Source organism: Polyangium sp. 6x1, assembly GCF_029946515.1.
Lineage (GTDB): Bacteria > Myxococcota_A > Polyangia > Polyangiales > Polyangiaceae > Polyangium.
On sequence record NZ_JARZHH010000100.1, the window covers coordinates 1 to 12,222 of the forward strand.

Sequence of the window (12,222 nt, forward strand, 5' to 3'; positions counted from 1 at the left end):
CGGCGCGGGGGCGGCGGCCGAGGCCGTGGGCGCTGCGGTTACCGACAGGGCCGGCGCGGGCGCGGGCGTCGCCGCGGGCGGCGGCGGCGGCGCGGCGGCGACGTCCGGGGCCGGGGAACCGCCACACGCCGCGAGGGCGAGCAAGGCGAGGAGCACGAGGGGCGACGTGCGTCGGGAGAAAGTCATGTTCGGCATGGGGGCCAAGCATGGGAGAAGGGCGCGGAAATGCACGTGTCCCGAGGCCGCGGCGGGCGACGGGAACATGCTGCCCGGAACGCGTGGAGATGGTAGACTCCTCGTCAGGGGAGGGCTTGCTCCTATGGATTCACCGCTTCCGATCACGGGTTCCTATGTCACCACGTTCGGCACGCTGCGGCTCGAAGCACGCGGCGACAAGGTGACGGGCAAATACACCCACGAGGACGGCTCCGTCACGGGCACACTCACGGGAAATACGATCCGCGGCACCTGGGTGCAGAAAGGGAATGCGAGCGAGGGGACGTTTGTGTTCGAATTCGATCGCGGCGCCAATGGATTCCGCGGCACCTGGGAGGGCGGCGGCAGCGGCCCCTGGAATGGCGTGCGGCTCGAGCTCGCCCCCGCGGATCGAGGCGGATTCCCCGGCGGGTGGAACAGCCAGACCGAGGGCCCGATCCTCGCCGGCCCGATGATCGGCGAGGTCTCCACGCACGACGCCTGGATCTGGGCCCAGGCCCGCTGCACCTCGCCCCTCACGCTCGTGGTCGCGACGTCCGACGGCGAGGTTTGTCGGGTCGTCCGGACGCCGGCCTGGAGCGAGTGGCTCTGCCAGGTCTTTCACGTCGAGGATCTACGCCCCGGCGTCCGCTACACGTACTGGTTCGAAAGCACGCACGGAAAGACGCCGGCGCGGCCGCTCCCGCTCGCCCCGGCGCCCGAAACGCGCGCCGTGCGCATCGCGTTTGGCTCGTGCCTCTGCTTTTACCACCAAACCGAGCTGCCCATCCTCGAGGCCATCGAGCGCGACGCGCCGGCCTGCCTCGCGATGATCGGGGACAACACCTATTATTACCAGTTCGACTGGCAGAGCGAGCACGCCATGATGCTCGCCCAGCTCCGCGCCCGCAACAATCCCTCGTTCCGGCGCCTCGCCGCGGCCTTGCCGACGATCGGCGTCTGGGATGACCACGATTTCGGCCCCAACGACGCCGACAATCGTTTCTCCGGCAAGGACATGGCGCTCCGCGCGTTCCGCCGCTCCTGGGCGAACGCCCGCTGGGGCACGAATGGCACGCCCGGCGTCTTCTCCTCGGTTCGAATGGGCCCGGCCGAGCTCTTCCTCCTCGACAGCCGCTGGTACCGCAATCAGCCGGCGCGTACGTTGCTCGGCGAGTCGCAGCTCGTCTGGCTCGTCGAATCCCTCGCTCGTAGCACCGCGCCCGTCAAGATCATCGCCTCGCCCACGCAGGTCCTCGCCGACGCCGCGGTCGCGAAGGAATGGGAATGCTTCCGCCGCGACGCGCCCCAGGAGCTCGAAGGATTGCTCGGCGAGATCGAGGCGCGCGACATCCGCGGCGTGGTCTTCGTCAGCGGCGATCTGCACATGGCGAACCTCTTCCACCAGGAGGGCCGCGATTTGCACGGCCGCCGCGGCCCCGAATGGTGGGAGCTCACGACGAGCCCGCTCGCGAACGATCCGTGGATGGAGTCGATCGCCGGCAAGGATCGATACCTCGTCGCCGAGGTCGTCGACCGCTGCAATTACGGCCTCATCGACATCGACCTCGATCGCGCGGGCTCGGAGGTCCTGCTCGTTTGCAAGGACGAGAAGGGCCGCGTCCTCTTCGATCAGCCGATCGCGCTGCCCACGCTCGCCGTCCGCCGTTAATCGGCCTTCTTCTTTTTGACGAACGTGCTCCGCACGAAGCCGATGAACTCCCGCAGGGCCGGGGCCGCGTCGTCGGCGCGCCATACGATGTAGAGCGTCGCGCTCGGCGCGCCCACGATGGGCCGGATGGCGAGGCCTTTGCGGCCGGCGCGGCGGATGGAGCCGGGCATGATCGCGACGCCGAACCCCGCGGCGACGAGGCTCACGATGTCGAGCTGCGGCGCCTCCTGCACGATGCGCGGCGTGAAGCCGGCGTCGCGGCAGAGCGCCATGATCTGATCGAAAAACGAGGGGCCCCGTTGCCGCGGGAAAATCACGAATGGCTCCTGCGCGAGCATCCCGAGCGGAATACGTTTGCGCTCGGCGAGCGGGTGTCCGGCCGGCAGCACCACGACCAGCGGATCCCGCGCCACGCACGCCGACGCGAGCGACGCGTCGTCGACCTTCCCGCGCACGAGCCCCACGTCGATCCAGCCTTCCTTGATGGCGTCGAGCTGCGCCTGCGGGGACATTTCGCGCAGCGCGATCTCGACCTTCGGGAACCGGTCGCGAAAGGCGCGTAACAGGTCGGTGATCCCGCTGTACGCCAGCGACGAGATGTAGCCCACGGCGACCCGACCGATCTCGCCGACGCTCGCGCGGCGCGCCTCGTGCACGGCCAGATCGAGCCCTTCGAGGAGACCGCGGATACGGCCGAGGAACACCACGCCGGCGGGCGTGAGCTCCACCTGCCTTCGCGCGCGGTCGAACACCTCGAAGCCGAGCTCCGCTTCGAGCTCCTGGATCTGCCGACTCAGCGGCGGCTGCGTCATGTGCAGCCGGCGCGCGGCGCGGCCGAAGTGCCTCTCCTCGGCGACGGTCACGAAGTAGCGCAGGTGGCGCAGTTCCATACCCACAAGGTATCAGACGATGCCCCGGAATGCATTGGACGGTAGCGACCGACCCCAGGAAGCTTCCCGGGCCCTCAGCTCGTCCCGTTTTTCCGGGCCGGTCTCGGAGGGCCGCAGGGAGTGGCACATGTGGCTCGTCGTCACTGCGCTCAAGCGCCCATACACCTTCATCGTGATGTCGATGCTCATCGTCCTCACGGGGGTGTTCACCATCCTCCGGATGCCGACCGACATCTTTCCGGAGATCGACATCCCGGTGATCTCCGTGATCTTCAACTACGGCGGTTTGCCGCCGGAGGAGATGGAGAAGCGGGTCGTCAACAACTACGAGCGCTTCCTCACCACCATCGTCAACGACATCGAGCACGTCGAGAGCCAATCGCTCACGGGCATCGCCATCGTAAAAGTTTACCTCCAGCCCGGCGCGAGCGTCGAAGCCGCGACGGCGCAGATCACCGCGGCCTCGCAGGTCGCGATCCGCCAGATGCCGCCGGGCATGACGCCGCCGCTCGTCATCCGCTACAGCGCCTCCAACGTGCCGATCATGCAGGCCGCGCTGGAGAGCGAGTCGCTGAGCGAGCAGCAGCTCTTCGACTACGGCGTGAACTTCATCCGCGCCGACATCGCGACCATCAAGGGCGTGCAGATCCCCTGGCCCTACGGCGGCAAGCAGCGCCAGATCATGGTCGACATCGATCCGGCGCGCCTCTACGCGTGGGGCCTGTCGCCGCGCGACGTGAACGCGGCCATTGGACTGCAAAACGTCATCCTGCCGGCCGGCTCGGCGAAGATGGGGGAAAACGAGTACCCCGTCATCATGAACTCGAGCCCCGCCGCGCTCGAGGAGCTCGGCAACCTGCCGCTCAAGACCGTCGACGGCAAGACGGTCTACGTTCGGGACGTCGCGCACATCCGCGACGGCAACGCGCCGCAGCAGAGCATGGTGCACGTCGGCGGCCAGCGCAGCGTGCTCATGACCATGCTGAAGGGCGGCAACGCGAGCACGCTCGACGTCGCCGCGCGCATCCGCGACATGCTGCCGGCGACGATGGAGAAGCTGCCCAAGGACCTCCGGGCGACGCTCCTCTTCGATCAGTCGCTCTTCGTACGCGCGGCCGTCGAGGGCGTCGTCCACGAGGCGCTCATCGCCGCGGTGCTCACGGCGCTCATGATCCTGCTCTTCCTCGGGAGCTGGAGGAGCACGCTCATCGTCGTCGTCTCGATCCCGCTCTCGATCCTGGTCTCGATCATCATCCTGAACGCGCTCGGCCACACGCTGAACACGATGACGCTCGGCGGCATGGCCCTCGCCGTCGGCATCCTCGTCGACGACGCCACGGTCGCGATCGAGAACATCCACCGAAACCTCGGCCAGAAGAAGAGCTTCATCCGCGCGATCGTCGACGGCGCCCAGGAGATCGCGGTCCCCGCGCTCGTCTCGACACTGTGCATCTGCATCGTGTTCGTGCCCGTCGTGTTCATCACGGGCGCGGCGAAGTCGCTCTTCATCCCGCTCGCGCTGGCCGTCGTGTTCGCGATGCTCATGTCGTACGTCCTCTCCCGGACGCTCGTGCCCACGCTCGTCCGGCTCCTGCTCGCGCGCGAGGCCGAGGAACACGCGTCCGGGCATCACGAAGCTCCGAAGAGCGTGTTCGGCCGCATCTTCGTGCGGTTCAACCACGCCTTCGATCGGCTGCGCACCGCGTATGGAAAGCTCCTCGCGTGGGCGCTCGCGCACCGGGCCGCGTTCGTGGGTGGCTTCCTCGTCTTCGTCGCCGCGTCCGTCTCGCTCATGCCCCTCCTCGGCCGCGACTTCTTCCCGCGCGTCGACGCAGGGCTCATCAAGCTCCACGTCCGCGGCGCGCCGGGCACACGGCTCGAGGAGAGCGAGCACCGGTTCGCGCGCATCGAGGACACGATCCGCGAGGTGATCCCCCCGCGCGAGATCGACACGATGATCGACAACCTCGGCATCCCGGCGAGCGGCATCAACCTCTCGCTGAGCGAAGGCGCGCTCATCTCCTCGGCCGACGGGCAGATCCTGATCTCGCTGAAGAAGGGCCACGCGCCGACCGAGAGCTACGTCCAGAAGCTCCGCGAGAAGCTCAACGCGAGTTACCCCGACACGACCTTCTTCTTCCTCCCGCCGGACATCACGACGCAGGTCCTGAACTTCGGCCTCCCCGCCCCCATCAACGTCCGCGTCGTCGGGCCGATCGGCAAGGAAGAGGAGACGTACGGCGTCGCGGAGAAGCTCGCCGCGCGCATGAAGCAGATCCCCGGCGCGGTCGACGTTCACCTCGCGCAGGTCCTGCGCAGGCCGCAGCTTCGCATCGAGGTCGACCGCACGATGGCCGACCAGATGGGCCTTACGCAACGTGACGTCGCGAGCGACGTGCTGGTCTCGCTCTCGTCGAGCGGGCAGGTCGCGCCGAGCTACTGGCTCGACAAACGCGGCGTGCAGTACCTCGTCGCCGTGCAGACGCCCCAGTACGCGGTGAGCTCGGTCGACGCCCTCAACGCGACGCCGCTCTCCACGGGCGACGGCCGGCCGCAGCTGCTCTCGAACGTCGCGCAGGTCCAGCGCGGCACCGGGCCCGTGAACATCACGCACTACAACGTGGCGCGGACCTACGACGTCCAGGCGAACGTCGAGGGCACCGATCTCGGCTCCGTCGCGAGCGCGGTCGGCAAGCTCGTCGACGGCATGCAGGGCGAGCTGCCCCGCGGGACGAAGGTCACGGTCACGGGGCAGGTCGAGAGCATGGACTCGTCATTCCGCGGCCTCGGCTACGGCCTCTTGTTCGCGGTCGTGCTCGTGTACCTGCTCATGGTCGTGAACTTCCAGTCGTGGCTCGATCCCTTCGTCATCCTGATGGCCCTGCCGGGCGCCATCGCGGGGATCGCGTGGATGCTCTTCCTCTCGCGCACCACGCTGAGCGTGCCCGCGCTCATGGGCTCGATCATGTGCGTCGGCGTGGCCACGGCGAACTCGATCCTCGTCGTGACGTTCGCCAACGATCAACGAAAGCTCGGCCGGGACGCGACGTCGGCGGCCCTCGCCGCAGGCATGACGCGCCTTCGGCCCGTCCTCATGACCGCGCTCGCCATGATCATCGGCATGCTCCCCATGTCGACGGGCCTCGGCGAGGGCGGCGAGCAGAACGCTCCCCTCGGCCGCGCGGTCATCGGCGGCCTCCTTCTCGCAACGGTGACCACGCTCTTCTTCGTGCCGGTGATGTACAGCATCCTCCGCAAGAAGGCGCCCATGACGGATCCGCTGACGGAGTCGCTATGAGCCCCAACGAGTCCCATCCGATCCAAGACCCCGCCTCGACCCCGAAGGCCGACGATCTCGGCTTTGATCTGCCGCCGCCCGCGGCGTTCTCCCGGACGCAGGTCGTCGCCGCATGCACGGCGATCGCCGTCGTGCTCGGGGGCGTCTTCGCCCTGACCTACCTGCCCCAGAGGAGGGCCCGCGCGGCGCTCGAAGCGGGCGTGAAGGCGGCCGAGACCACGGCGCCGCGCGTCGAGGTCCTCACGCCAAAGGCCACGTCGAGTGATCGCTCGCTCGTCTTGCCGGGCAGCATCCGCCCGCTCGAGGAGACGGTCGTCTACCCGCGCGTGAGCGGCTACGTGCGCAAGTGGAACGTCGACATCGGCGACAAGGTCGAGGAGGGGCAGGTCCTCGCCGAGATCGACACGCCCGAGCTCGATCGCGAGATGATGGCGGCGAACGCCGAGCTCACGCAGGCCAAGGCCGCGCTGCTCCGGGCCGAGGCGAGCCGCGATCTGTCGAAGTCGAACCTCGCGCGGTACGAAAAACTCGTGCCCGCGGGCGTGGCCTCGCAGGAGGACCTCGAGCAGCGGCAAGGGCAAGCGCGCGTGGACGCGGCAGGCGTGACGGTGGCGCAGGCGTCCATCACGTCGGCGTCGGCGAACATCCAGCGCATCCGCGATCTGAAGGGGTTCGCCAAGATCATCGCGCCGTTCGCGGGCACGATCGTCTCGCGGTCGGTCGAGCGCGGCGCGCTGGTCTCGTCAGGCAACGGCACGCCGCTCTTCCGCATCGCCGCGACCAACCCCGTGCGGGTCTTCGTGGGCGTCCCGCAGGACGTCGCGCCGAGCGTGAAGGCGAACGCGAAGGCGATGGTCTCCGTGCGGGAATTCGCGGGGCAGACGTTCGAGGGCACGGTCGCGCGCACGTCGGGCGCACTCGAAGCGGCCACGCGGACCATGAACACGGAGGTGCGCGTGCCGAACCCCGACAACAAGCTCCTCTCGGGCATGTACGCCGAGGTGTCGCTCACCCTGCCCTTGCCGCACCGCGTGCTCGAGGTGCCCGCGACCGCGCTCTACAACGACGCGAAGGGGCTTCGCGTGGCGGTCGTGGACGCGGAGAACAAGATCCGCTTCGTGCCCATCACGGTCGAGCGCGACACAGGCGCGACGATCCTCGTCTCGACCGGGCTCGAAGGAAACGAGCGCGTCGTGAAGCTCGCAAACGTGCAGCTCCTCGACGGGACGACGGTCGAAATTTTGCTCCCCACCCCCCCTCCGAAGTAGCCGAGCGGCCCGCTCAGCGACCGCCGCCGCCGTCAGGCGCGCCGCCCGTTTGCCCTCCTGGAGTCGATCCCCCGGTCCCCGGCGTGGATCCCCCGCTCCCCGGAGCAGATCCCCCGCTCCCCGGAGCAGATCCCCCGCTCCCCGGAGCAGATCCCCCGCTCCCCGGAGTCGATCCCCCCGTCCCCGGAGCAGATCCCCCGCTCCCCGGAGCAGATCCCCCGCTCCCCGGAGTCGATCCCCCCGGGGGCGTCGTCTTCGGGACCGGGGGCGTCGTGTCCGCGCCGGGGGGAACCCCGTCGCCCGGTCCGGGCGGTGAGCCGGGCAGGCCCGCCGGCGGACACGACAACCCCTGGCCCTGCTGCATGCCGGGCGGGCACACGTAGGGCGCACGCATCCCGGGCATCTGGCCGCGTTGCGTCCCCTGGTTGTCGTCCCTGTCGCCCCGCCCCTGCCCTGCAGGTCCGCTCGGACCCGCACCGCCGGCTTGCCACGGACAGCCGCCGTTTCTGTTTTGCGCGTGGGCCATGCCCATCAACCCCATCCAGATACCGAGCGCAGCCGCGCCACATCTCCACCCACGAAGCATGAGTGCCTCCGTCGTTGTCGGCAGTGGCGCCCCGCCGCCACCGCGGGCGTCCTGCCTGCAATGGCAAGGCCACGCGCTCTGCCTGAGGCCGCCTCGCCGGGGCGCTGCCCCGGGCCCCGCGGGGGCTGTCCGCCCCTCGACCCGGACCAGGGCCAGCCCTGGACCTTTGGGCATCGACTGCGCTTCGCGCAGTCGATGCGGGGAAAGTTTTTAAGCTGTCCGCCCCCTCTTTGCAGGGTAGCCCTGGACCCTTTGGGGAAGAACTGCGCAACGCGCAGTTCTTCCCACAGGCCGGTAGGAACCGTCAGCGCTGCCGTCTTGATTGACAGGGTCGTTCGCGGTCTTGACCCGGCCCGTTCGATGAACTGCGCATAGCGCAGTTCATCGACCCTCAGTCCAGCGCGGGCGCTGGTCCAGGTCCAGGAGCGGACAGCTCCTGGTGGGGCCTGGGGCAAAGCCCCAGCGAGGCGCCCCCAGACGGAACGAAAAGGTCCGAGCGCCAGCACGCCGCCTTGCCTTTCTTCTGGCCCTCGGGCATCTTGGGTCTCCCGAAGGAGGCCCGTCATGCGACCGATTGCGATGATGAGCCTCGGCCCGACGTCTCGCTGACGCCGGCGAGGCTCCTACCCCGGACTGAACGAAGCGCGCCGCGAGGACACGCGGCAGGCACGGGTTCGTCACGCAGTTGGAGCATGGAATGACGAGAGATCGTTCGCGGGGCCGTGCTGGCTCCGCTCGGGATGCGGATTCGTTTTTTGGGGCGGCGGAGGACCGGAAGGTCGAGCGCAAAGAGCGCCAGCTCTGCCGGCAGGTGCAGGAAGCGGTGAGCGAAGCGCTCGCCGGAATCGAGGACGAGGTCCTCCTCGAGGTGTGGGTGGCCGACGTGGAGCCCGCGCCCGATGCAGGGAGGCTCGCGGTGATCGTGCAGGCGCCGCGGGGTGTGTCGCCGGACGAGGTGGCGGCGCGGCTGGAGAAAGTGGCGGGATACCTGCGCGCGGAGGTGGCGAGCGCGATATCGCGGAAACGCGTGCCGACGTTGACGTTTCGCGTATTGCCGCCCGAGACGGGAGGTGAATCGTGACTGCGCATGTCGCGACGTTCCTCCCCGACGGAACGAGCGCCGAGCTTCGGGCGGCGCTCGCGCGGCTCGCGCGAACCGAGGATGTCGTGCACGTCGCGGTCATGCCGGACGCGCACGTTGCCGAGGAGGTCTGCGTGGGCACGGTGACGGCCACGACGCGGCGGATTTTGCCCGCCGCGGTCGGGGGCGACATCGGCTGTGGAATGGTGGCGGTGCGGCTCGGGGCGAGCGCCGACCTGCTCGCGGATCGCGATCGGGCGGCGCGGCTGCTCTCGGGATTGTATCGATGCATTCCGCACGTCCTGCACCCCGCCGCGACGGCGCCGGAGCTGCCGGACGATCTCCGGGAGGCGCCGATCGGCGACGGCGCGCTCGAAGCGATGAAGCGGCGCGAAGGCCGGATGGAGTTCGGCACGCTCGGCCGCGGGAATCATTTCCTGGAGGTGCAGCGCGACGACGAGGAGGCGTTATGGCTGCTCGTGCATTCGGGGTCCCGCGCGATGGGTCCGGCCATCCGGCACCATTTCGAAGGACGCGCGGAGCGTGATCCCTCGGGACTCGCCTTCCTCGAAGCAGACAGCGAGGTCGGCCGCGCCTACCTCGACGCCGCGGCCTGGGCCGGTCGATACGCGCGAGCGAGCCGGGCGCGCATGCTCGACGCGGCGATCAGCCTCTTCGCCGATCTCTTCGGCGCCATGGCCGATCCGGGCACGCGCCTGGAGGTCGACCACAACCACGTGCGGCGCGAGGCGCACAGCGGGCGCGAGCTCTGGGTGCATCGAAAAGGCGCGATGGGCCTGCCGGCCGGCGACCCCGGCGTGGTACCCGGTTCCATGGGCAGCGAGAGCTTTCACGTGGAAGGCCGCGGCCACCCCGAGGCGCTCGACTCGTCCGCACACGGAGCCGGCCGGGCGCTCTCGCGCACCGAGGCGCGCAGGCGCATCGGCCAGCGGCAGCTCCTCCGCGAAGCCGAAGGCGTGTGGTTCGACCACCGCATCGTCGATCGGCTGCGCGAGGAGGCGCCGAGCGCATACAAGGACATCTCCGCGGTGATGCGCGCCCAGCGCGAGCTCGTCCGGATCGTCCGCAGGCTCCGGCCGGTGCTCGTGTACAAGGCGGTGTGAGTCGAGGGGGCGCCGCGCCGGGGCGCTGCCCCGGGCCCCGCGGGGGCTGTTCGCCCCTCGACCCGAACCAGGGCCAGCCCTGGACCTCTGGGCATCGACTGCGCGATGCGCAGTCGATGCGGGGAAAGTTTTTCAAGCTGTCCGCCCCCCTCCTTGCAGGGCCAGCCCTGGACCTCAGGGGGAAGAACTGCGCTCCGCGCAGTTCTTCCCACAGGCCGGTGGGAACGCCTTGCCGGTTGAACCGGCCGCGCGGCTGTCTCGGTTGGCAGGGTCGCCTGTGGTCTTGACCTGGCCCGTTCGATGAACTGCGCATCGCGCAGTTCATCGACCACGAGTCCAGCGCTTGCGCTGGTCCAGGTCCAGGAGCGGACAGCTCCTGGTGGGGCCTGGGGCAACGCCCCAGCGAGGCGCCTCCCCGAGGAGACCCATGCTCCGCGAGCAGCACACGGCCCCTCGCGCGCTAGAATGCGCTCTGCGCCATGTCCGAGCCTGCGTGGAAAAAGCTCGTCGATCAGCTCAAGCGCAAGGGGCACGAGAGCCCGTACCTCGACCGTTTGCGGGATCGCCTGCCGAGCCAGCTTGGCGGCAATGACCTTGCGGCCGAGATTCTTCGCGAGATGGCCTCGGCGCTTGGCCGCTCCGAGGACAAGGTCAATGCGGCCTTGCTGGAGTTGGAGGTCATCGGCTTATCCATCGATGAGCTTGTGACTGCGGGGGCCGAGCGCAACCGGGTTGAGATTCGCGCTCGTGTCGCTGCGTTCAACGAGGGGTGTGCGCGGGCTGAGCTGGCGCTCTGGGAGCTGCGTGTCCATCGCGAGGCGCTTGGGTTCTTGCGGAATGACGACCTCGCCTCGTTGTACCCGATCCCGCCGCGCCGCCGCGCCTGACCGGGTGGTTCCCGCGCGGGAAAGGTGATACGTCACGGAACGGCCCCGGCCGTTCCCATGCTGCGCCCTTCTCTGCTGATGTCCTTTGGCCTGCTCGCTGGGTGCGTCCGCGAGGATGTCCTCACGGATGGGCAAGTGACGTCGGCGCCGGCGCCTCCGGCGGCTGCTTCGCCCGCGCGCGCCCCTGCGGACCTCGCGCCGGCTGCCGACATGCCTGCCGCGCCGGGCGTCCCCATGCCTCGCGCCTATCGCAAGCGCCTCGATGCGGCCGTGGCGCTCAATGCGACGTGCGTCGCTTGCCATGCGGACGAGGCCAAGCAATGGCAAGGCTCGCACCACCAGCAGTCGAACCTCAATCCGGCGTATCGCAAGGCGTTCGCCATCGAGCCCACGCCCTTCTGCCGCGGCTGCCACGCGCCGGAGGGTGATCCTGCGGTCGAGCCGCCCAAAGCCGTGAGCGAGCTCGGCGTCGGCTGCGTGACCTGCCACGTCACCGAAGAAGGCCTTGTCCTCGCCGCGGCCTCTCCTGGCGCCGATGCCGCCCGCGCGCCGCATCCGCTCCGCCGATCGACCGCCTTCAGCCAGACCGGCGGGTGCGCCGGTTGTCACGAATTCCGCTTCCCGATGGGTTTTGGGAACGACGACGGCCAGTTCATGCAGACCACGGCGCGCGAACACCAGCGCTCGCCTGCGGCCGGGAAGGCTTGCGCCGATTGCCACATGCCGCGCGTCGAGGGGCGCCGCTCGCACGCCTTCGCCGAGGTCCGGGATCCCGTCTGGTTGCGGAGCAACCTCCAGGCGACGGCCGAACGCGCCGGGGACGACACCCTCCGCGTCACGCTCGTCCAGCCTGCGCCGGGGCACGATTTTCCCACGGGGGACCTTTTCCGCCGCCTCGAAGTCGGCTGCGAGCTCAAAGACGAGAGCGGCGCCGTCCTCCGCCGCGAGGTCCGCCACCTCGCCCGACATTTTCAGATCGTCCCGGGACAACCCGGCCGTCACCTCGCCGCGGACGACCGCGTCGGGCGCGATCCGAAGGTCGTCGAATTCGATATCACGCCCCCTGGGCCCGCGCCGCGCCGCGCGACGGTCTCCTGGTGGGTGCGTTATCAGCGTGTGGCCACGGTCGGGACCGGGACGAACCCGGCCGACGCGAAGATCGAGTCCGAGGTGCTGCTTCATTCGGGGGAGATTCCGTGAGACGTCGAAGAATCGCTCTTT

At 69.4% G+C, this 12,222-nt stretch carries 8 protein-coding genes and 1 pseudogene; 7 read left to right on the forward strand and 2 right to left on the reverse strand.

The annotated features are described in order from the left end of the window. Positions 1 to 186: pseudogene (locus QHF85_RS45665) on the reverse strand (cytochrome c family protein); the annotation flags it as partial. Positions 187 to 319: 133 nt separating this feature from the next. Here QHF85_RS45665 and QHF85_RS45670 point away from each other — a divergent pair. Then, positions 320 to 1,867 (forward strand): alkaline phosphatase D family protein, encoded by a 1,548-nt coding sequence (locus tag QHF85_RS45670; RefSeq protein WP_281333807.1) that lies wholly within the window; start codon positions 320 to 322, stop codon positions 1,865 to 1,867. Here QHF85_RS45670 and QHF85_RS45675 read toward each other — a convergent pair. Next, positions 1,864 to 2,757 carry a LysR family transcriptional regulator gene (locus QHF85_RS45675; RefSeq protein WP_281333808.1) on the reverse strand — a complete coding sequence of 298 codons (894 nt, stop codon included), beginning with the start codon at positions 2,755 to 2,757 and terminating at the stop codon, positions 1,864 to 1,866. The genes QHF85_RS45670 and QHF85_RS45675 overlap by 4 nt on opposite strands. 127 nt (positions 2,758 to 2,884) lie before the next feature. Here QHF85_RS45675 and QHF85_RS45680 point away from each other — a divergent pair, with 127 nt between their 5' ends. From QHF85_RS45680 to QHF85_RS45705, 6 genes are all read left to right on the forward strand, one after another. Next, positions 2,885 to 6,055, forward strand: coding sequence for an efflux RND transporter permease subunit (locus QHF85_RS45680; protein WP_281333809.1), 3,171 nt, complete (start codon positions 2,885 to 2,887; stop codon positions 6,053 to 6,055). Continuing rightward, entirely contained in the window at positions 6,052 to 7,323 is a 1,272-nt protein-coding gene (locus QHF85_RS45685; protein WP_281333810.1) for an efflux RND transporter periplasmic adaptor subunit, read from the forward strand. Before QHF85_RS45680 ends, QHF85_RS45685 begins: the two co-directional genes overlap by 4 nt. A gap of 1,283 nt (positions 7,324 to 8,606) precedes the next feature. Next, entirely contained in the window at positions 8,607 to 8,990 is a 384-nt protein-coding gene (locus QHF85_RS45690) for a ribosome-binding factor A (protein WP_348652820.1), read from the forward strand. Then, positions 8,987 to 10,114 (forward strand): RtcB family protein, encoded by a 1,128-nt coding sequence (locus QHF85_RS45695; protein WP_281333812.1) that lies wholly within the window; start codon positions 8,987 to 8,989, stop codon positions 10,112 to 10,114. The genes QHF85_RS45690 and QHF85_RS45695 overlap by 4 nt, the downstream gene beginning before the upstream one ends. A 479-nt stretch (positions 10,115 to 10,593) precedes the next feature. Then, positions 10,594 to 11,001 (forward strand): hypothetical protein, encoded by a 408-nt coding sequence (locus QHF85_RS45700; RefSeq protein WP_281333813.1) that lies wholly within the window; start codon positions 10,594 to 10,596, stop codon positions 10,999 to 11,001. Positions 11,002 to 11,058: 57 nt separating this feature from the next. Further along, positions 11,059 to 12,201, forward strand: a complete 1,143-nt coding sequence (locus QHF85_RS45705) for a multiheme c-type cytochrome (protein ID WP_281333814.1) — start codon at positions 11,059 to 11,061, stop codon at positions 12,199 to 12,201. Positions 12,202 to 12,222: the final 21 nt, after the last annotated feature.

Coding starts and splice junctions, on each gene's coding strand:
- QHF85_RS45670 (WP_281333807.1), top strand. CDS start 320: ATGGATTCACCGCTTCCGATCACGGGTTCCTATGTCACCACGTTCGGC.
- QHF85_RS45675 (WP_281333808.1), bottom strand. CDS start 2,757: ATGGAACTGCGCCACCTGCGCTACTTCGTGACCGTCGCCGAGGAGAGG.
- QHF85_RS45680 (WP_281333809.1), top strand. CDS start 2,885: ATGTGGCTCGTCGTCACTGCGCTCAAGCGCCCATACACCTTCATCGTG.
- QHF85_RS45685 (WP_281333810.1), top strand. CDS start 6,052: ATGAGCCCCAACGAGTCCCATCCGATCCAAGACCCCGCCTCGACCCCG.
- QHF85_RS45690 (WP_348652820.1), top strand. CDS start 8,607: ATGACGAGAGATCGTTCGCGGGGCCGTGCTGGCTCCGCTCGGGATGCG.
- QHF85_RS45700 (WP_281333813.1), top strand. CDS start 10,594: ATGTCCGAGCCTGCGTGGAAAAAGCTCGTCGATCAGCTCAAGCGCAAG.
- QHF85_RS45705 (WP_281333814.1), top strand. CDS start 11,059: ATGCTGCGCCCTTCTCTGCTGATGTCCTTTGGCCTGCTCGCTGGGTGC.